This is a genomic window from Cupriavidus sp. WGlv3 (genome assembly GCF_023952475.1).
GTDB lineage: Bacteria > Pseudomonadota > Gammaproteobacteria > Burkholderiales > Burkholderiaceae > Cupriavidus > Cupriavidus phytorum.
The window spans coordinates 662,605-682,332 of sequence record NZ_JALHRX010000001.1 but is presented as its reverse complement, the minus strand read 5'-3'; the positions used below and the strand labels follow the sequence as shown (position 1 = coordinate 682,332).

Here is a 19,728-nt window from a genome sequence, read left to right as displayed (position 1 = left end):
TTGCGAGCGCCAGCGTTACAGCGGCCGGGTCGAATCCCGCACCACCAGTTCCGGTGCCAGCAGGGTCCGCGCAGTGGTGGTGATGCTGCCGTCCAGCGCGCCCAGCATCAACGCGGCGGCGCGCGTGCCCATCTCGTAGAACGGCACGCGGATGGTGGTCAGCGCCGGGGCCACCGCATGCATCAGCAGCATGTCGTTGTGCCCGACCACCGACAGGTTCGAGGGGCAGCTGCCGCCCGAGGCGTTGACGGCCGCATAGCACCCCAGCGCCAGGAAATCATTGGCGGCCACCACCGCGGTGACGCGCCGGCGCTGCGCCAGCAGTTGCGCGCACGCGGCCTGGCCGGCCGCTTCCGTGTAGGCCGGCGCGCGCACCACCGGGCAGTGCGAGGCGGCCATACCCAGCTCCGCCACCGCCTGCAGGAAGCCCGCTTCGCGCTCGTGGCCGGTCGAGAGATTGGTCGGTCCGGCCACATGGCCGATGCGCCGATGGCCCAGCGCGTGCAGGTGGCCGACGGCGAGCGCCATCGCCTGGCGGTGGTCGCCGACAATGCTGGACACGCGCCCGGCATCGTCGCTGCGATTGACCATCACCAGCGGCACGCCCTGCGCCAGGCAATGGTCGACCACCGGGTCGTTGCGCTCGGCGGTGGCGAGGATCAGGCCGTCGACCTGCCGCGCCAGCAACTGGTCGACGATAAAGGTCTGGCGCGTCTTGTCGCCGCCGGCATTGGCGACGATCGGGATATAGCGGTGCCGCGACAGTGCGTTCTCGATGCCGAGCACGATCGGCGGAAACACCGGGCTGCCGATGTCCGGCACCACCACGCCGATGGTGCCGGAGCGCCGCGTGCGCAGCGCCGCGGCGATGCGGTTGGGCGAGTAGTGCAGGTCCTGCGCCGCCTTCAGCACGCGCGCCACCAGTTCGTCGCCGATGCGGTGGCGGGTCTGCGGGTTCAGCACGCGCGATACGGTCGACGGATGCACGTCGAGTGCTTCGGCAATCTGCTTGATGGTGGGCTTGCTCATCGCTAAGTGCTACGTGTGGCAGACGGCGCGCCATACCGCCTGGTTATCGGGATACCGGCAAAAAGTGGATTGGACGCAAGGCCGCGGCGATTCCTACAATCGGCCCGGATGTCACCAGGCTTTGCGCTTGTCGTGCAATCGATTGCATTGTAATCTGCCCGGGCGGCGATGCCAAGCCGCAGCCGGCCCAGGCCAGCAAAAGGAGAGACAGAGATGAAAGCAGCGGTATCGCTCGCCGGCCAGGCGCCGGTGTACCAGGAGTTCGACGACCCGGTCGCCGAGCCCGGCAAGGTGGTGGTCAAGGTTGCCGCGTCTGCGCTGACGCGGCTGGACATGGCCATTGCCGAAGGCCGCCACTACCTCAAGCCGGGCGCGGGCCGCTTCGTGGTGGGGCGCGAGGGCGTAGGGCGCCTCTCCGATGGCCGGCGCGTCTACTTCAACGTCAACGCGCCGCACGCGCCGTACGGCTCGATGGCGCAGCGCGCGCTGGTCGACCCGGCGCTGACCTTCCCGGTGCCGGACGGCATCGACGACGCCCGCGCAGCCGCGCTGGGCAACGCCGGCCTGGCGGCATGGCTGCCGCTGTCGTGGCGCGCGCGCATGCAGCCGGGCGAGACCGTGCTGGTGCTCGGCGCGACCGGCATTTCGGGTCTGCTGGCGGTGGCCGCGGCCAAGCTGCTCGGCGCCGGCCGCGTCATCGCCGCCGGGCGCGACGTGCGCGCGCTGGAGCGTGCGCGAAGGCTGGGCGCCGATGCGGTGGTGCCGCTTGACCAGCCCGGCGACCTGCTCGACGCCTACCGCAATGCGGCCGACGGCAGCGTCGATATCGTGCTGGACTACCTGTGCGGCGCGCCTGCCGAAGCCGCGCTGCTGGCGCTCGGCCACGGCGGGCGGCTGGTCCATATCGGCACCACGGTCGCGCCGACCATCACCTTTGCCGGCGCCGCCGCGCGCCAGACGTGCTTCGACATCATGGGCTTCGCCTACTACCATGCCCCCATCGCGGCGCAGGCACAGGCCTACGCCGAACTGTGCCGGCATACCGCCGCCGGGCGCATGGAGATCGATATCGTCGCCGAGCCGCTGGAAGCGGTCGGGCGCGTGTGGGCGGCGCAGGCCCGGGGCGCGCGCCAGCGCTTCGTGCTGGTGCCCTGAAGTCGCGTCCGGATCAGCGCCCCTTGGCGTCCGGCACGCGGGTCTGGTCGATCGAGGCCCCGCCGCTGCCCGTGCGCGGCTTGCCGTGCAGGCCATCGCGGTCGGCCTTGCCGGCGCTTTCTGACGCGGGCTTGGGCTTGTCGCGGCCGGGCAGGCCGCCCGCGGTGTGCGGCTCCTTGGGCACGTCGCCGAGATCCTTGGCGAGGCCGCCGGGGTTGGTAGGGGTTGCGCCCGGCGTGCTTGCCGGCGCCACGCTGGCGCCCGGCGGCGGTATGGTCTGGCTGCCCTTGGGGCCCTTGTCGGTGCGCACGCCGGTCTCGGGCTGCGCCAGGGTGCCGCCGGCGAGCGCGCACAGCAGCGCGACGGCCGCGGCGCGGGGGATGGTGGATTGCATCTGGGTTCTCCTGTCAAACGCTGCCATGCTGGTACGGCAAAAGCATTTGCCGGGCCATCTCGCGTGCTGCCGCGCGGGGCCGGGCGGCGCACCGGCGCAGCGCACTTTCTACAAGCGCCGGCGGTTGTTACAAGGACGCGGCGGCGACGGGCGATGCAGTGCCAGCAGGCGCGGGCAGCGGCCGGGGCCAGTGCCCCGGGAACGGAAGTTGCGCGCACTTCAGCGCTGGCCCGCGATTGCGGCCCATCTCAGCGGAGGCGTCATGAAGCACAGCAAGCACGATACGTCGAACGATCCCGCGCTGGACCGGCGCCAGGGCCTGGATGACCGTGAACTGAAGGAAAACGCCGCGGACAACCAGCGCTCGCGCGAGCGCGCCCGCGCCGAGTGGGAGCATGCGGCATCACACCGCAAGGACGATCAACCGGCGCGCAAGCCGGACAAGGCGGGCAAGGGCGAGATGCCGCCGGGCGTCGGCGCGCGTGACCTGCACGATCCCGGCAGCCGCGATCCCGACGCGCCGCCGACCCGCCGCCGACCGTAAGCCGGTCCTGACCGGTCAGCCCGGCTTCGCGCCGCGCGCCAGGCGCGCGGCGGCCCGCAGGCTGCGCACGATGCGGTCGAACGCCGCGGCCCGCGCCTCGTCGCTGCGCTGGCGCAGGGCAAACGAGGGGTGGTAGGTGGCGATGACCAGCCGCCCCTCATGCTCGACCGGCGTCTCCATCATGCCCGCCAGCGTCACGGTCTTGCGGCCCAGCACCGCGCGCGCCGCGGTGGCGCCGAGCGCGACCACCACCGTCGGGTGCACTTTCTCCAACTCCCGCTCCAGCCACAGGTTGCAGGCTTCGATCTCCTGCTGCGCCGGCGATTTGTGCAGCCGGCGCTTGCCGCGCCACTCGAACTTGAAATGCTTGACCGCGTTGGTCATGAAGAGTTTGTCGCGGTCCAGGCCAGCGGCCTGCAGCGCTTCATCCAGCAAGTGCCCGGCCGGTCCGACGAAGGGCGAGCCTTGCAGGTCTTCCTGCGAACCGGGCTGCTCTCCTACCAGCATGATGCGCGCGTGGGCCGCGCCGGCGCCGGGCACGCCCTGGGTGGCGTTGCGCCACAACGGGCAGCGCCGGCATTCGTTCAGTTCGCCGCGGCTGACAGGCGGCTTGTTGCGCTCGGGCATGACGGATGACAGTGGCGCAGCGCGCACGGGCGCTGCAGCGGATCCGCTGCAGGTTTCGCGCCATGGCGCCGCGTTGCGATCGGTATGGAACTTGCCTTCTCCCCTTGCTTTCTCCCATGACCGCGCGCCGGCCACGCGCCCGTGCGCCTTGCCTTGCGGCACCGAACGACGCCTGAACCGCGCGCATGCCCCAGACCATCCGTCCCGCCTCCCGCCGCCGCATCGCTGCTGAACTGTTCCGCGCGATCTGGCGCTTCCGTGCCCGCGTGCTGGTCGCGGTGTCGCTGCTGCTGCTTGCCAAGGCCTGTGCCGTGGCGGTGCCGCTGATGCTCAAGCTGGTGGTCGACGAGGTTACGCCGGCCGCGGCCGGTACCGATGCCGCGCGCCTGGGGCTGGTGGCAATGCCGGTGTTCCTGGTGCTGGCCTATGCCATCCTGCGGTTGCTCGGCAATGCCTTCAGCGAGCTGCGCGACGTGGTCTTTGCCTACGTCACGCAGAGCACGGTGGCGGGCTTCATGGAACGGGCCTTCGCGCACCTGCATGCGCTGGGCGCGCGCTTCCATGCGCAACGGGCCACCGGCAGCGTGATCCGTGACCTCGAGAAGGGCACCGCGGCGATCGGTTTCCTGCTGGGCGTGGCGGTCTTCACCATCGTGCCGACGCTGATGGAGATCGTGTCGGTGCTGGCCATCATGATCGGCGCCTATGGCGCGGCCTTCGCCGCCATCATCCTGGGCGTGTTCGTGCTGTACGCCGGCTTTACCTATGTCTTCACGCAGCGGCGCATGCGCGTGCAGCGCCAGGTCAATGCGGTCGAGGCCACCACCAACAGCAAGGTGGTGGACAGCCTGCTCAACTACGACACCGTCAAGTTCTTCGCGCGCGAGTCCTTCGAGACCCGGCGCTTGTCCGAGATGCTGCAGCGCTGGATCGGCATCAGCGTGGAAAACCAGTATGCGCTGTCGGCGCTGCATATCGGGCAGAGCCTGTGCATCGCGGTGGGGGTCGGCGCGGTGATGCTGCTGGCCACGCAACGGGTGATCCAGGGCTCGCTGTCGGTGGGCGACCTGGTGCTGATCAATGCCTACATCATCCAGGTGGTGCTGCCGCTCAACACGCTGGGCTTTATCTTCCGCGAGTCGAACGACGCCATGACCAACGTCGAGCGGCTGTTCGCGCTGCTCGACGCGCACGGCAAGCCCGGCGAGGACCGCGACGCGCCGGCCGCGCGCCCGCTGCGCGTGAGCCGCGGCGAGATCGTGTTCGACCGCGTCAACTTCAGCTATGACCCTAGCCACCAGACCTTGTGGGACGTCAGCTTCCGCGCCGGCGCCGGCCAGACCGTGGCGGTGGTGGGCGGCAGCGGCTCGGGCAAGTCGACGCTGGCGCGGCTGCTGTTCCGGCTGTACCAGCCCGACAGCGGCAGCATCAGCATCGACGGCCAGGACCTGCGCCTGGTGACCCAGCGCAGCCTGCGCGAACTGATCGGCATCGTGCCGCAGGACACCATCCTGTTCAACGACACCATCGGCTACAACATCGGCTACGGCCGCGAAGGCGCCACCCGCGCCGACATCGTCGCCGCGGCGCGCGCGGCGCAGCTCGACGCCTTCATCGACCGCCTGCCCGACGGCTACGAAACCCAGGTGGGCGAGCGTGGCGTGCGCCTGTCGGGCGGCGAGCGCCAGCGCGTGGCGATTGCGCGCGCGATGCTCAAGCGCCCGCCCATCGTGGTCTTCGACGAGGCCACCTCGGCGCTGGACACGCGCTCCGAGCGCGCGATCCAGCAGGAGCTGTCCGCAGTCGCGCGCGGGCGCACCGCGCTGATCATCGCGCACCGGCTCTCCACCATCGTCGATGCCGACCGCATCCTGGTGATGGAGCACGGCCGCATCATTGAAGACGGCAACCATGCCACGCTGCTCGAGCGCGGCGGCATCTACACCCAGATGTGGCAGTTGCAGCAGCAGCAGCGCGAGCTGGAGCGGGCCGAACGGCGCCTGGCGCTGCAGCCGGTGCGCCTGGAAATCCTGCTGGCCAGCGTGGTCGACGGGCTGCGCGAGCTGATCGCCGAGCGCCATCTCAACCTGTTCACGGTGCAGAGCGAATCGGAGTTGCGCGTCACCGGCGATCCGGGCGTGCTGCAGAAGGCGATCTGGGAACTGTGCCAGCACATGATTGCCACCATCGAGCCGGGCGGGCGGCTGGAACTGCGGCTCGAGCGGCTGGACGGCCAGGCCGGCCTGCGGCTGTCCGCCACGCCGGGCGAACTGCCGCTGCCGGATGTGCAGGGCCTGCATGAATGGCTGGCCGAGCACGGCGTCACGCTGACTGCCGACGGGCCCGCGCATGCCTACCAGCTGCTGATGCCGATGCGCGCCGTACAGGAGCCGGAGCCGCGCCGCGCGCCGGCTGCCGCTGCGGGCGCCGCGCCAGGCGCCGGGCCCGTGCCCGAGGCGCCCGAAGCGCCCGATGCGCAGGCGCTCAAGGGCCTGCGCGTGCTGCTGCTGGACGACGACGAGCCCACGCGCGAGGTGCTGAGCGCCTCGCTGGAAGACTACGGCGCCCATGCCATCGCGCAGCAGCGCGGCGACGACGTGATCGCGCTGCTGGCGGGCACGCATCCGGGGCAATGGCCGCAGGTGCTGCTGTGCGACCTCGCGCTCGACGAGGAAGACGGCTACACCGTGCTGCGCCGGGTGCGACGGCTCGAGGCGCAGATGCAGGTGCCGCTGGGCAAGCGCATGACCGCGATCGCGCTGTCCGGGCACGCCGAGCCGCAGGACCGCATGCGCGCGCTGATGGCGGGGTTCCAGCTGCACCTGTCCAAGCCGGTGCGGGTGGGCGAGCTGGTGGCGGCGATCCGTTCGCTGGCGGTGCGCTCCGCGCAGGACGCGCAGCAAGCGTAGCGCGGTCGCGCCTCAGGCGCGCGGCTCGCGCAGCCGGCGGCGCAGCTTCAGCACCTCTGCCGGGATCACGCGGCGCTCCTGCCATACCCACGGCATGCCGCCCAGCACCTCGGCCACGCCGCGCCATCCCTGGCAGCGCCACAGCTGCGGCAATGCCGCCGCGGTCTCGCCCAGCGCCACATGCCAGGGCAGCCGCAGCCACGCGGACCAGATCGCATTGCGCGCCAGCAGCGAGCGGCGCTGCGCGGGATTGCGCAGCGGACTGGGATGGTGGTGCACCACCAGCTGCGGCGCGTACACCAGCTGCCAGCCATGCGCGGCCAGATCCAGTGCCAGCAGCGTTTCTTCGCCGCCGAGGAAGAAGCGCGGATGGTAGCCGCCGGCCTGGCGGAAGGCATCGGTGCGGAACGCGGTGGCACCCGCCATCAGGCCGAGGATCGCGCGGCCCGGCAGCATCGCCGAGGGCAGCGGGCTGGCCGCCATGCGCGCGCAGGTGGGGTCTTCGCCGCGGTGCTCGCCCACCAGGATGCGCGCCGTCAGCGCGGCGACGCGCGGATGGCGCTCGAACATGGCGCAGGCCGCCGACAGCGAGCCCGGCGCCCACCAGCAGTCGTCATCGCAGAAGGCGACATAGCGGGTGCGGGCCCAGTCCGCGCCCAGGTTGCGGCCCGCGGCGCCGAGGTTGCGCGCGCTGCGCAGCAGCGCGGCGTGCGGAAATTCGCACCGCACCATCGCCGCGGTGCCGTCGTCCGAAGCGTTGTCGACCACGGCGATGGGCGGGCGTTCCGGCAGTGCGCTCAGGCGCGCCAGCGCGGTGCGTACCGAATCGCGCCGGTTGTGCGTCAGCACCACCACGCTGATATCGCAGGGGCGGGCGCGCGGGGACGGGCGGGCAGGGGCAGCGGTGGTTGGTATCGGCATGGGTATTGGCCGGCTCGCGCATGGCTCAGCCAGGGCCGGCGCCGGCCGGCTGCAGCATCCAGTAGCGCTCGGGTGCGCACAGGTCACACAGCCGGTCTTCGCTGAACAGCTGTAGCTGGCTCTGGTAGGCGTTGAGCGCGTAGCTCTTCTGCGTCAGGTACTGCGCCACCGGCAGGTTGACGGGCGTGGCGCACAGGCCGCTGTCCCGGCATTGCACCAGCCGCTGCTGCAGCAGGCCCGGCATGCGGCGGTAGATCGCGTCCTCGTAATAGAGCCACTGCACGGGCGGCGGCGCGGCGGCGGGTGCGGCTGCCGGCCCGTTCCAGGCCGCGCCGCGCGCGTGCGCGGCCAGCATCAGCAGCCGGCAGGCGTCATGCACCAGCGCATGGTCGGAATGGAACAGCCCGAGCGGAGCCACCACCACGCCCTCGGTCTGCGTCAGCAGCACGATGTGCAGCGCGTCGGCAAGCTGTTGCGCGGTGTAGCGGCGCCCGTACTGGCTGTCCCAGAACTCCAGCCACACCGCGTGCGCACCCAGCATGGTCAGCGCGTGGTTGTCCTCGCGCCGGCGCGACAGCACCGCCTGCTCGGCGCTGGCGAAGCCGGCGGCCTGGTCCCAGTCGGGGGCCGGCATGTCCGCCGGCGGCACGCCCGCGAACACCGTCACCACCCGCGCTGCGCGCGCGGCCGCGATCAGCCCGCCGCAGCTGAACACGGCATCGTCCAGGTGCGGCGAGATCACGGTCACCGCTGCGGCGAGATCGACCACCATCGCCGTGCCCATGCCGTCCCCTCGCGCGCTCCGGCACGCCGTCAACTGAGCGCGGCACGCGCTTCGCGCGCCGTGGCGGACACCGGCACCACGTTGCCGGGTGCGCCTTCGGCATGTGCCTGCGCGGCGAGCCGCGCGGCAAAATAATCGACGGTGCGGCGCAGGCCGTCTTCCAGCGCGGTGTGCGGCTCCCAGCCCAGCAGCTGGCGCGCCAGCGTGATGTCGGGGCAGCGCTGGTGCGGGTCGTCGGCCGGCAGCGGGCGCGTCTCGATGCGCGAAGGCGAGCCGGTGGCGCGCAGCACCGCCTGCGCGATCTCGAGCATGGTGGTTTCGCGCGGGTTGCCCAGGTTGACCGGGGTGCCGCTGGCGGGGGCTTCCATCAGCCGGACCAGCGCATCGACCATGTCGTCGACATAGCAGAAGGCACGCGTCTGTGCGCCGTCGCCGTAAACCGTCAGCGGCTGCCCGGCCAGCGCCTGGGTGATGAAGTTCGAGACCACGCGGCCGTCGGCCGGGTGCATGCGCGGCCCGTAGGTGTTGAAGATGCGCGCGATGCGCACGTCCAGCCCGTGCTGGCGGTGGTAGTCCATGAACAGGGTCTCGGCGCAGCGTTTGCCTTCGTCATAGCAGGAGCGGATGCCGACCGGATTGACGTGGCCCCAGTACCCTTCCTGCTGCGGATGGTGCTCAGGGTCGCCATAGACCTCGCTGGTGGAGGCCTGCAGGATGCGTGCGCGGAGCCGCTTGGCCAGTCCCAGCATGTTGATGGCGCCGTTGACGCTGGTCTTGGTGGTCTGCACCGGGTCGTGCTGGTAGTGCACCGGCGAGGCCGGGCACGCGAGGTTGTAGATCTCGTCGACTTCCACATACAGCGGGAAGGTGACGTCGTGCCGCAGCAGCTCGAAGTTGGTCCGCCCCAGCAGGTGCGCGATGTTGTCCTTGGTGCCCGTGTAGAAGTTGTCCACGCACAGCACGTCCTGGCCGGCGCGCACCAGCCGCTCGCACAGGTGCGAGCCGAGGAATCCCGCGCCGCCGGTGACCAGGATGCGCTTGCGATCGCTTTCCTTCATTTCCGCTCTCCTTGTATTGCTTGCTCGTGCGGGCCGGTCGTGTCCGCATCAGGCCGCGACACGGCGGGCCCCGGCCTGCAGTGCCGGCGCCCCGGCGCAGACGCGCGCATAGACTGCCTCCATCTGCCTGGCCACGCCGGCCCAGGTGAAATGCGCCTGCGCCCGGCGCCGGCCCGCTTCGCCCAGCCTGCGCGCCAGCGCAGGGTTGGCGGCCAGCTGCGCCAGCCGTGCCGCCAGCGCCGCCGGCGCCTTGGGCGGCACCAGGAAGCCGGTGTGCCCGTCCACCACGGTGGAACGGATGCCACCGACGTCGGCGCCGATCACCGGCGCGCCGCACGCCATCGCCTCCACCGGCGTGATGCCGAAAGGCTCGTACCACGGCGTGGTCACGAAGACATCGGCGGCGCTGTAGAACAGGCGCAGGGTGTCGCGCCCGCGCCGGCCGGTAAACACCACGCGTTCGGCCACGCCCTCGGCGCTGGCCACGTCCTGCAGCCGGCCGATTTCCGGCGTGGCCTGCACGCTCGGCTGCTCGGCGTTGCCGCCCACCACGTACAGGGTGGCGTCGAGGCCGGTGTCGCGGCGCAGGCAGCCCAGCGCCCGGATCACGTTGTCGATGCCCTTGCGCGGCACCAGCCGCCCCAGCTGCAGCACGCGGAAGCCATGCAGCGGCCAGCCCAGTGCGCGCCGCGCCGCGTCGCGTGGCACCGGCGCGAACTCGGCCGCATCGAAGCCGCACGGCACGGTCTGCACGCGCGCGGGATCGGCGCTGTAAAGATTGACGAGGTCGTCGAGGTCCTGCGGGCATTCCGCCACCACGCAGTCGGCCTCGCGCACCAGCGTGTCCTCGATGCCGAAGCGGTCGTCGGGAAAGCCGTCGGTGCTGCCCTGGTGCAACCTGCGCACCTTGCCCAGCGCATGGAAGGTCATCACCAGCGGGATGCCGAGCGTGTGGCGCGCACGCAGCGCGGCCAGCCCGGACATGAAGAAGTTGGCATGGAGCACGTCATAGCCGGTGGCATCGCCGCGCACGAAGTCGGCCAGGAACGCGCCGAAGTCCTCCATATAGGGCAGCAGCTGTTCTTTCGGGATCTGCACCGGCGGCCCGGCCGTGACGTGGATCACGCGTACGTTGGGCGCGAACGACACCACCTCGGGCAACAGCGCCTTGTCGCGCCGCGTGAAGACATCGACCTGGTAGCCGCGGCTGCCAAGCTGCCTTGCAAGATGCGCCACATAGATGTTCTGACCGCCGCAGTCGGTGCTGCCAACGCTGGCGAGTGGCGAGGCATGTTCGCTGATAAGCGCGATCTTGCGCATGGTTGGCTCCGGTGGTTTGCCGCCGTGACCGCGAACGCGGGCGGGATGGAGGTGGTGGCCCTTGCAGCTAGCGTGCCATCGCCCCGGTGCAATATTCCGGCGCTAAACACCTCGGGCGGGGAACCGATGCAGAAGCGTTATAGCGGTTCTCGAGCGGCCAGGCTCCCCGCATTGCGAAGAAGACGCACGGAGCCTGCCCGTGCGCGGTTTAGTCATTCTTACGCCGCCGCTTTGTAATTTGCGCTTACCGATCTTTCCGCTTGGACTCCAGGCAGAGCAGGCTTGCAACCGGCCCGATGTTTGCTGTGTCGAGGACTCCGATGCAAGCCGCGCTGCACGCCATGCCGGCGCGGCGTGCCGTCCCAAACCATCGATGGAGCTGCCCATGCCACTCAACCCGGATGCGGGCCAGGCGCCCCGCGCCTCCCATGCCGGCGCCAGCCGGTTCAGCGATCCCGCCGCGGCGCGGCGCGCGGTCGAACTGGCGTTGCCGATGCTGCAGGCTTCGTTGTGCGACAAGGCCGTCGGCGAAAGCGGCTGCATGCACGTGGTCGTGATGGATCCGACGCTGCAGCCCGGCGATTGCGCCTTCGAGGAAGCGATCCTCTATGAGCATTCGCTGCCGTCGCGCGAGGCCTGGGATGCCGACTACAGCCGCTACGCGCGCGCCAAGGCCAGCCTGAGCTGGCGCACCGGCATGGCCAGCGCGCAGGTGGTCCACTGCAGCCCGCACCGGCTGCGCAGCGACGACACCCTGCTCGGTGGCGCCACCGTGGTGGATGGCATCGTGGTCGCCGTCAGCGGGGCCAACGCGTGGTACGACGAGGCCTTTGCCGGCTGCGTGGCGATGCTGCTGCGGGCCGTGGCGCAAGGGTCCTGCAAGCGCGCGCAGCCGGCCGGCTGATGCCGGTTGCCGCGCGCTCGCCCGACCGTTGGCACACATTTCGCACTGGCAGCAAGCCTGCGCACCCGGCCATGCCGGTCCTGATCGCTGCATGCCGCAGCCGACAAGGTGCCAGCACCGATGTCCGATTCGTTGTCCGATTCGTAGTCCGAATCACAGTCCACCACATACCGATCGCCAGGGAACCACCATGCCAACTTCGCATTCGCCACGACCCGCCGCGCAAACCGGCACCGCCACGCCGCTGCAGGACCGCACCTATCTCGTCACCGGCGCGGGCCGGGGCCTGGGCGCCGCCATCTGCAGCACGTTGAGCGCGGCCGGCGCGGCCGTGATCGTGGCCGATATCGACGACAAGCTCGCGCGCGACAGCGCCGGCGGGCTGGCCGAGGCCGGCGCGCAGGCGTGGCCGCTGCACCTGGATGTCTCCGACCCCGCTTCCGTGCGCGCCGCCTTCGAAGCCGTGCGCGCGCGCGGCGGGCGCCTCGACGGCATCGTCAACAACGCCGCCATCGACATCACGCTGCCGGTGGACGAGGTCGATGCCGAGACCTGGCGCAAGGTGCTGATGGTCAACCTGTACGGCCCCTACCTGATGGCGCATGCCGCCGTGCCGGTGCTGAAGGCGCAGGGCGGGGGGCATATCGTCAACATTGCCTCGACCGCGTCCAAGCGCGCGTGGCCCAATGCCTCGGCCTACCACGCCACCAAGTGGGGGCTGCTGGGCTTCTCGCACGCACTGCATGCGGAACTGCGGCCGCACGGGATCAAGGTCTCGGCGATCGTCGCGGGCGGCATGCGCACGCCGTTCCTGCTCGACCGCTTTCCCGACATCGACCAGGGCAACCTGCAGGATCCGGCCAATGTCGCCAACGCGGTGCGCTTCGTGCTGACGCAGCCGGAAGAAACCGTGATCCCCGAGGTGATGGTGCTGCCCATGAAGGAGACCTCGTGGCCATGAGCCTCGCACCCCCGCTACGCGCGGCCGTGCTGCTGGACAAGGACGGCACGGTGTTGGACGACGTCCCCTACAACGTCGATCCGGCGCGCATGCGGCTTGCGCCAGGCGCCGCCGCCGCGCTGCGGCTGCTGGGCGGCCTGGGTCTGCCGCTGGTGGTGGTGACGAACCAGCCCGGCGTGGCCCATGGCCTGCATACCGAGGCCGAGCTGGTGCCGGTGCGTGAACGGCTGGCGGCCATGTTTGCCGAGCATGGCGCGGCGCTGAGCGGCTTCCTGTATTGCCCGCATCATTCCGAAGGGCAGGTGGCGCCCTACGCGCGCGCGTGCCTGTGCCGCAAGCCCATGCCCGGGCTGCTGCTGCAGGCGGCCGCGGCATGGCGGCTCGACCTGGCGCGGTCCTGGATGATCGGCGACATCCTCAATGACGTCGAGGCCGGCAAACGCGCGGGCTGCACCACCGTGCTGGTCGATTGCGGCAACGAGACCGAATGGCAGCTGTCGCCCGCGCGCCAGGCCGACTACGTGGTGCCCACGCTCGACACCGCCGCGCGCCTGGTGGTTGCGCGCACCCGGGCCGCGGGTCCGATCGGCGCCGCCGCATCGACGGTAGCGTCACCATGCCATGCGGAGGCGCCATGAACTGGCAATCCGCGCGCAGCGTGCTGTGCGTGCGCCTCGACAACATGGGCGACGTGCTGATGAGCACGCCGGCGATGCAGGCCCTGGCCGATGCACTGCCGGGCCGCCGGCTGACGCTGCTGACCTCGCACAGCGCGGCGGCCCTGGCGCCGCACCTGCCGATGGTCAGCCGCGTGCTGGCCTGGGACGCGCCGTGGGCCAGGCATGCCGAGGCCCAGGCGGCACCGGCGCCGGGGCCGGAGATCGCCGCTTGCGCGCGCTGGCTGGCGCGCTTCCGCTTCGACGCGGCCGTGATCTTTACCGTCTACAGCCAGAGCCCCTTGCCCGCCGCGGTGCTGTGCGCGCTGGCGGGCATTCCGCTGCGGCTGGCCTGCTGCCGCGAAAACCCCTACACGCTGCTGAGCGACTGGATCCCCGACACCGAGCCGGGCACGCAGCCGGGCCAGCGTCCGCGCCACGAGGCGCAGCGCCAGCTCGACCTGGTGGCGCAGGTAGGAGCCGTCGCACGCGAGACGCGCCTGCGCTTTCGCGTGCTGGCGGCGGACCGCACCGCGGTCGCGGGGCGCCTGGCTGCCATCCGCGGCGGGCGCAGCGGGCCGGTGGTGGTGGTGCATCCCGGCGCCAGCGCGCCGTCGCGGCGCTGGCCGCCGGCGCGCTTTGCCCAGGTGGCACACGCGCTGGCGGTGAAGGCCGGCGCGCACGTGCTGGTGACCGGCGATGCCACCGAGCACGACATCGTGCGCGCGGTCTGCGCCGCCGCCGGCCACGCGCGCGTGGTGCCGCTCGCCGGCGCCTTGCGCCTGGGCGAAATGGGCGCGTTGCTGGAAACCGCCGACCTGCTGGTGTCGAACAACACCGGGCCGGTTCACCTGGCCGCCGCGCTGGGCACGCCGGTGGTGGACCTGTACGCGCTGACCAACCCGCAGCACACGCCCTGGCAGGTGTCGCACCGCACGCTGTTTGCCGATGTGCCGTGCCGCTATTGCTACAAGAGCATGTGCCCGCAGGGACACCATCGGTGCCTGGAAGACGTGCCGGCCGCGCACGCGGTGCAGGCCGCGCTGGCGCTGCTGGGCGGCAATCCCGACAGCATGCCCGCGGTCGAACTGCCGTGGCCGGGCCCTGCCGTCGTGGCGGCCGCGCCCGCTGAGTTCGACGCCTTGGTGCCCATGCCGGACGACAGGGCAACCTGCCACATCCCCCATGACGAGGCCGACCATGTACACCCTTGGCATTAACGCCGCCTACCATGACTCCGCCGCCTGCCTGGCGCGCGATGGCGAGGTCATCGCCGCGGCGGAAGACGAGCGCTTCACCCATATCAAGCACGGCAAGCGCCCGGTGCCGTTCACGGCGTGGGAGCTGCCGTTCCACGCCATCGACTATTGCCTGGGCGAGGCCGGCATCGCGCTGCGCGACGTCGATCATGTCGCCTATGCCTTCGACCCTGCGCTGATGCTGGGCGCGCGCCGGCATGACGCCACTGTGACGCTGCCGCTGGAACCGTCGGCGCACGGCGCTGCCAGTGGGCATGAGTCGCCGTGGGATCCGCTGTTCCTGTCGTACGTGGTCAACGCGCCGCGGCAACTGGCCGGCGGCGCGCCGCACCACCTGGCCGCGCGCTTTCGCGGCGTGCGCCACGACGGGCCGTTCCGCTGGCATTTCGTCGAGCACCACATGGGGCATGAAGCCAGTGCCTTCCTGGCGGCGCCGTTCGCGCGCTGCGCGGTGCTGACCATGGACGGCCGCGGCGAACGCGCCACCACCAGCTACGGCGTGTTCGACGGCAAGGCGTATCGGCGCATCAAGCAGATCGACCTGCCGGACTCGCTCGGGCTTCTGTACGAACGCGTCACGCGTCATCTGGGCTTCCTGCATTCGTCGGACGAGTACAAGGTGATGGCGCTGGCCTCCTACGGCAAGCCTGCGCACCTTGGCGTGTTCCGCGACATGGTCCGGCGCGATGCCGAAGGCGGTTACCGCGTGGCGCAGCCCGACCTGGAAGCGCTGCTGGGGCCGCCGCGCCAGCGCGGCGAGGCCTTCGGCGCCGCGCATTTCGATATCGCGCGCTCGCTGCAGGAGGTGCTGGAGGAAACCGTGGTCGGCATGACCACCTGGCTGGCCGAGGCCACCGGCGAACGGCAGCTGGCCATGGCCGGCGGGGTGGCGCTGAACTGCGTGATGAATGCGCGCGTGCGCGACCAGAGCCCGTTCGACGAGGTCTGGGTGCAGCCCGCCGCCGGCGACGCCGGCACCGCGCTGGGCGCGGCGCTGTGGATCGACTTCCTGCAACGCGGGCGCCCTGCGCGGCAATGGTCGATGGCACACGCCTACCTGGGCCCGGCGTATGGCGAGGACGAGATCGCGGCCTTCCTCGACTGGGCCAAGCTGCCTTACCGTCGGCTCGACGACCTGGCCGGGCAGACCGCCGAGCTGCTGGCGCAGAACAAGATCATCGGCTGGTTCCAGGGCCGCATGGAGTTCGGCCCGCGCGCGCTGGGCGCGCGCTCGATCCTGGCTTCGCCGATCGATCCCGGCATGCAGCAGCGGCTGAACCAGATCAAGGACCGCGAAGACTTCCGCCCGGTGGCGCCGGTGGTGATGCAGGAGCGCGCGCCGGACTGGTTCAGCGCGGCCAAGCCCGGCCGCGGCGAAGCGCCGTTCATGCTGTTCATCTACGACGTGCGCCCCGAGCAGGCGGCACGCATTCCTGCGGTCTGCCACGTCGACGGCACCGCGCGCGTGCAGACCGTGCGCCGCGAGCAGAACCCGGCCTATTACGATTTGCTGGCCGCGTTCGAGCGCCGCACCGGCGTGCCGATCCTGGTCAACACCTCGTTCAATACGCGCGGCGAGCCCATCGTGTGCACGCCGCGCGATGCGGTGGAGTGCTTCTGGACCTCGCCGCTGGACGCGCTGGTGATCGGCCCGTTCCTGCTGGAGAAACCCGGCGCCGGAGGCGCCCAGGCACAGACGGGAGGCGCCCATGGACAGGCCTGAGCCAAGCGTCGCGGTGGTGGTGCCCACCTGGCGCCGGCCGGCGCTGCTGGCGCGCTGCCTGCAGGCGCTGTGCGCGCAGCGCCTGCCTGCGCACGCGTACGAGATCATCGTTGCCGACGATGGCTGCGAGGCCCGCATCGAACGGCTGGTGGCGCTGATGGCCGCGCAGCATCCGCACCATGCGCTGCGCTATGTGCCGGTGCCGGGCACGCAAGGGCCGTCGGGCGCGCGCAATGCGGGCTGGCGCCGCGCGCGCGCATCCGTGATTGCCTTTACCGACGACGACACCGTGCCGGATCCGGGCTGGCTCGAAGCGGGCTGCGCCGCGCTCGCGGAGCAGCCGGAATGCTGCGCCGTGGCCGGCACCGTGCACGTGCCGCTGCCGGCGCGGCCGACCGACCATGAGCGCGATACCGGCGGCCTCGCGCACGCCGAGTTCGTCACCGCCAATTGCTTCGTCCGGCGCGACGCGCTGCTGCGCATCGGCGGCTTCGACGAGCGCTTCACGCGCGCGTGGCGCGAGGATTCGGACCTGCAGTTCCGCCTGATCGAGCAGGTCTGCCCGGTGGGACGGGCGCCCGCGGCGGTGGTGGCGCATCCGGTGCGGCCGGCTGCCTGGGGCAGCAGCGTCGCGGCGCAGGCCAAGGTGTACTTCGACGCGCTGCTGTACAAGAAGCATCCGCGCCTGTACCGGCAACGCATCCGGCGCGTGCCGCCCTGGCATTACTACGTGACGGTGCTGGCGCTGCTGGCCGTGCCGATCGCATGGCTGGCGGGCGCGCCGGCCGTGGCCGCGGCGGCGGGCCTGCTGTGGCTCGGATTTACCGCGGCATTCTGCGCGCGGCGCCTGCGCGGCGCGGCGCTGACGCCGGCCCATGTGGCCGAGATGGCGTTCACCTCGATGCTGATACCGCCGCTATCGCTGTACTGGCGGCTGCGCGGCGCGCTGGCCTTCCGGGTGGTGTTCCTATGAGCGCACGCGTCGAGCCGGTCACGCCCTTGCCCCTCGCGCGGCATCCGCAGCAAGCGGCGCGGCGCCGCGCGGCGCCCGCGCGCGTGCGGCGCATCGCGGTGTTTCGCGCGCTCCAGCTCGGCGACATGCTGTGCGCGGTGCCGGCGCTGCGGGCGCTGCGCGCGGGCGAGCCCGAGGCCCGCATCACGCTGATCGGCCTGCCGTGGGCGCAGGAGTTCGTGTCCCGCTTCAGTGCGCTGGTGGATGATTTGATGGTGTTTCCCGGCGCACCGGGGATGCCGGAACAACCTTGCGCCGAGACCGCCGCGGGTCCGTTCTACGCGGCCGCGCACGCCGCGCGCTTCGACCTGGCGATCCAGCTGCACGGCAGCGGCGCGCTGACCAACGCCGTGGTGCAGCGGCTGGGCGCCCGACGCATGGCCGGCTTCTGCCCGGACTCCACCGCGGCGCGCTGCAGCCGCGCCGGCGTGCTGGTGCCGTGGCCGCAGGGCAACGAGGTCGAGCGGCTGCTGGCGCTGATGCAGGCGCTGGGCTATCCGTGCGCGGACCGCAGCCTGGCGTTTCCGCTGCGTCCGCTCGACCACGCCAGCTGGCGGCTGTTGGCCGCCGAGCATGGGCTGGTTGCCGGCGAATACGTCTGCCTGCACGCGGGCGCGCGCATGCTGTCGCGGCGCTGGCCGGTGGAGCGCTTTGCCGAGGCCGGGCGCGCGCTGCGGCGCCACTGGAAGGTGGTGCTGACCGGCAGCCGCGACGAGGCGGCGCTGGTAGCGCAGCTGGCACGGCGCCTGGGCAAGCCGGTGGTCAACCTGTGCGGGCAGACCGCGCTGGGCACGCTGGCCGCGCTGATCCGCGACGCGCGCCTGCTGCTGTGCAATGACACCGGCGCCTCGCATATCGCCGCGGCGGTGGGCACGCCCAGCGTGGTGGTCTCTTGCGGCAGCGACAGCGCGCGCTGGGCGCCGCTCGACACCACGCTGCACCGCGTGCTGGCCGACCAGCCGCCATGCCGTCCGTGCATGCATCAGCGCTGCCCGCTTGCCGGGCACCCGTGCGCCTCGAATATCAGCGTGGCCAGCGTGGTGGAGGCCGCGCTGGCGCTCGCGGCCCAGGAGCGCGGCCATGGCTAGGCGACTGCGCATCCTGACCTGGCATGTGCATGGGAACTACCTGTATTACCTGTCGCAGATCCCGCACGAGCTGTACCTGGTCACGCGCGATGACGGCACGCCCGGCTATGCCGGCGTCGGGGGCGCGTTGCCGTGGGGCGCCAACGTGCACGAGGTGCCCTACGATGCGGTCCCGGCCGGCCGCTTCGACTGCGTGCTGTACCAGCACCGCCACCATTACGAGCATGACCGCGCAGACCTGCTCAGCGCCGCGCAACGCGCGCTGCCGGCTATCTACCTGGAACACGATCCGCCGCAGCAACACCCGACCAATACGCGCCACCCGGTGCAGGATCCGTCGATGCTGCTGGTGCACGTGACGCCGTTCAACGCGCTGATGTGGGACAGCGGCGTCACGCCGTGCCGGGTGATCGAACACGGCGTGCTGGTCGACGAGGCGGTGCGCTACAGCGGCGAACTGGTGCGCGGCATCAGCGTGGTCAACCACCTGTCGCGGCGCGGCCGCCGGCTCGGCGCCGATCTGTTTGCACGCGTGCGCGAGCAGGTGCCGCTGGACCTGGTCGGCATGGCGGCGCAGGAGGCGGGCGGGCTGGGCGAGGTGGCCAACCCGCAACTGGCGGCGTTCGTCGCGCGCTACCGCTTTTTCTTCAATCCGATCCGCTACACCAGCCTGGGGCTGGCGGTGGTGGAGGCGATGATGCTGGGGGTGCCGGTGGTGGGGCTGGCCACCACCGAGCTGGTTACCGTGATCCAGAGCGGCAACAACGGCTATGTCGATACCCGCATCGAGGTGCTGGTCAGCGTGATGCGCGAACTGCTGGATGATCCGGAACTGGCGCGCGCCTGGGGCGAGCGCGGCTGCCGGGTGGCGCGCGAGCGCTTCGGCATCGGCCGCTTCGTGGCGGAGTGGGACGAGACGCTGCGCGCGGTCTGCGCGTGACTGCGGCACGTGCCGCTAGCCCGGACCGCCGGTGCCGTGGAGCCGCGCGCGGCTGCCCGACGACGCCGTGCAGCACACCAGGTAGTAGGCGCGCTTGAACTGCAGCGCCGCTTCCAGCCGGCGTCCGGCGGCCGCGTCGGCGAACGCCGCCTGCAGGCAGCGTTCGATGCTGTCGGCGGTGCCGTCCTGCTCGAACAGTCCCGGCGCGCGCTGCTCCCATAGCCGCATCAGCACGGCGCGGCGCTGCGCCAGCGTATGCGGCGGCCAGCCGTGGTCGCGGCTGAGCAATTCCAGCCGCGTCGCCAGCAGCGTTTCGAGCAGCAGGGTAGGCCTGGCAAAGCGCGCGGGCAGCGGCGTGGCCTCCGGCGACCCGCTGATGGCATCGACCAGTGCCGCAGGCAGGTCCGTGGCGTTGGGCGGGCGGTCGGTCATGGCAGCCAGCCA

The 19,728-nt window shown here is 71.4% G+C and carries 19 protein-coding genes; 11 read left to right on the top strand and 8 right to left on the bottom strand.

The window, feature by feature from the left end; genetic code table 11:
* Window positions 1–15 precede the first annotated feature (15 nt).
* Entirely contained in the window at window positions 16–1,029 is a 1,014-nt protein-coding gene (locus tag MKD38_RS03220) for a LacI family DNA-binding transcriptional regulator (RefSeq protein WP_252674617.1), read from the bottom strand.
* A 213-nt stretch (window positions 1,030–1,242) separates the two neighbouring features.
* Here MKD38_RS03220 and MKD38_RS03215 point away from each other — a divergent pair, with 213 nt between their 5' ends.
* A complete protein-coding gene (locus tag MKD38_RS03215; protein ID WP_252674616.1) occupies window positions 1,243–2,184 on the top strand; it encodes a zinc-binding dehydrogenase in 942 nt (313 codons plus the stop codon).
* A gap of 13 nt (window positions 2,185–2,197) precedes the next feature.
* Here MKD38_RS03215 and MKD38_RS03210 read toward each other — a convergent pair whose 3' ends face one another.
* Window positions 2,198–2,578, bottom strand: coding sequence for a hypothetical protein (locus tag MKD38_RS03210; protein WP_252674615.1), 381 nt, complete (start codon window positions 2,576–2,578; stop codon window positions 2,198–2,200).
* A 262-nt stretch (window positions 2,579–2,840) separates the two neighbouring features.
* Between MKD38_RS03210 and MKD38_RS03205 the strand changes: the two genes are divergently transcribed.
* Window positions 2,841–3,122 (top strand): hypothetical protein, encoded by a 282-nt coding sequence (locus tag MKD38_RS03205; protein ID WP_252674614.1) that lies wholly within the window; start codon window positions 2,841–2,843, stop codon window positions 3,120–3,122.
* Between the two features lie 15 nt (window positions 3,123–3,137).
* Here MKD38_RS03205 and MKD38_RS03200 read toward each other — a convergent pair whose 3' ends face one another.
* Complete coding sequence (locus MKD38_RS03200; protein WP_252674613.1) at window positions 3,138–3,749, bottom strand: UdgX family uracil-DNA binding protein; 612 nt, start codon at window positions 3,747–3,749, stop codon at window positions 3,138–3,140.
* A gap of 185 nt (window positions 3,750–3,934) precedes the next feature.
* Between MKD38_RS03200 and MKD38_RS03195 the strand changes: the two genes are divergently transcribed.
* Entirely contained in the window at window positions 3,935–6,658 is a 2,724-nt protein-coding gene (locus tag MKD38_RS03195) for an ABC transporter transmembrane domain-containing protein (RefSeq protein WP_252674612.1), read from the top strand.
* Between the two features lie 12 nt (window positions 6,659–6,670).
* On the opposite strand, the gene MKD38_RS03190 is transcribed toward MKD38_RS03195, so the two are convergent.
* The 4 genes from MKD38_RS03190 to MKD38_RS03175 are packed head-to-tail and all read right to left on the bottom strand — an operon-like array spanning window position 6,671 to window position 10,741.
* Window positions 6,671–7,579, bottom strand: a complete 909-nt coding sequence (locus tag MKD38_RS03190) for a glycosyltransferase family 2 protein (RefSeq protein WP_252674611.1) — start codon at window positions 7,577–7,579, stop codon at window positions 6,671–6,673.
* A gap of 25 nt (window positions 7,580–7,604) precedes the next feature.
* Window positions 7,605–8,363, bottom strand: a complete 759-nt coding sequence (locus tag MKD38_RS03185; RefSeq protein ID WP_252674610.1) for a PIG-L family deacetylase — start codon at window positions 8,361–8,363, stop codon at window positions 7,605–7,607.
* 29 nt (window positions 8,364–8,392) lie between these two features.
* Window positions 8,393–9,421, bottom strand: a complete 1,029-nt coding sequence (locus MKD38_RS03180; protein ID WP_252674609.1) for a UDP-glucuronic acid decarboxylase family protein — start codon at window positions 9,419–9,421, stop codon at window positions 8,393–8,395.
* 48 nt (window positions 9,422–9,469) lie between these two features.
* On the bottom strand, window positions 9,470–10,741 hold the full coding sequence (locus MKD38_RS03175; RefSeq protein WP_252674608.1) for a glycosyltransferase: 1,272 nt from the start codon (window positions 10,739–10,741) through the stop codon (window positions 9,470–9,472).
* A 385-nt stretch (window positions 10,742–11,126) separates the two neighbouring features.
* On the opposite strand from MKD38_RS03175, the gene MKD38_RS03170 reads away from it, so the two are divergent.
* The 8 genes from MKD38_RS03170 to MKD38_RS03135 all read left to right on the top strand — a co-directional run bounded on the left by MKD38_RS03170 (window position 11,127) and on the right by MKD38_RS03135 (window position 19,284).
* Window positions 11,127–11,645, top strand: a complete 519-nt coding sequence (locus MKD38_RS03170; protein ID WP_252674607.1) for a hypothetical protein — start codon at window positions 11,127–11,129, stop codon at window positions 11,643–11,645.
* Window positions 11,646–11,835: 190 nt separating this feature from the next.
* Window positions 11,836–12,606, top strand: coding sequence for an SDR family oxidoreductase (locus tag MKD38_RS03165; RefSeq protein ID WP_252674606.1), 771 nt, complete (start codon window positions 11,836–11,838; stop codon window positions 12,604–12,606).
* Window positions 12,603–13,244, top strand: a complete 642-nt coding sequence (locus MKD38_RS03160) for a D-glycero-alpha-D-manno-heptose-1,7-bisphosphate 7-phosphatase (protein ID WP_252674605.1) — start codon at window positions 12,603–12,605, stop codon at window positions 13,242–13,244. Before MKD38_RS03165 ends, MKD38_RS03160 begins: the two co-directional genes overlap by 4 nt.
* Window positions 13,241–14,482 (top strand): glycosyltransferase family 9 protein, encoded by a 1,242-nt coding sequence (locus MKD38_RS03155; protein WP_252674604.1) that lies wholly within the window; start codon window positions 13,241–13,243, stop codon window positions 14,480–14,482. The genes MKD38_RS03160 and MKD38_RS03155 overlap by 4 nt, the downstream gene beginning before the upstream one ends.
* A complete protein-coding gene (locus tag MKD38_RS03150) occupies window positions 14,463–16,244 on the top strand; it encodes a carbamoyltransferase family protein (RefSeq protein WP_252674603.1) in 1,782 nt (593 codons plus the stop codon). The genes MKD38_RS03155 and MKD38_RS03150 overlap by 20 nt, the downstream gene beginning before the upstream one ends.
* Window positions 16,231–17,217 carry a glycosyltransferase family 2 protein gene (locus MKD38_RS03145; protein WP_252674602.1) on the top strand — a complete coding sequence of 329 codons (987 nt, stop codon included), beginning with the start codon at window positions 16,231–16,233 and terminating at the stop codon, window positions 17,215–17,217. Before MKD38_RS03150 ends, MKD38_RS03145 begins: the two co-directional genes overlap by 14 nt.
* A 125-nt stretch (window positions 17,218–17,342) precedes the next feature.
* Window positions 17,343–18,344 (top strand): glycosyltransferase family 9 protein, encoded by a 1,002-nt coding sequence (locus MKD38_RS03140; RefSeq protein WP_252674672.1) that lies wholly within the window; start codon window positions 17,343–17,345, stop codon window positions 18,342–18,344.
* On the top strand, window positions 18,337–19,284 hold the full coding sequence (locus MKD38_RS03135; RefSeq protein ID WP_252674601.1) for a glycosyltransferase family 4 protein: 948 nt from the start codon (window positions 18,337–18,339) through the stop codon (window positions 19,282–19,284). Before MKD38_RS03140 ends, MKD38_RS03135 begins: the two co-directional genes overlap by 8 nt.
* Window positions 19,285–19,299: 15 nt before the next feature.
* On the opposite strand, the gene MKD38_RS03130 is transcribed toward MKD38_RS03135, so the two are convergent.
* Window positions 19,300–19,716 carry a hypothetical protein gene (locus MKD38_RS03130; RefSeq protein WP_252674600.1) on the bottom strand — a complete coding sequence of 139 codons (417 nt, stop codon included), beginning with the start codon at window positions 19,714–19,716 and terminating at the stop codon, window positions 19,300–19,302.
* Window positions 19,717–19,728 lie beyond the last annotated feature (12 nt).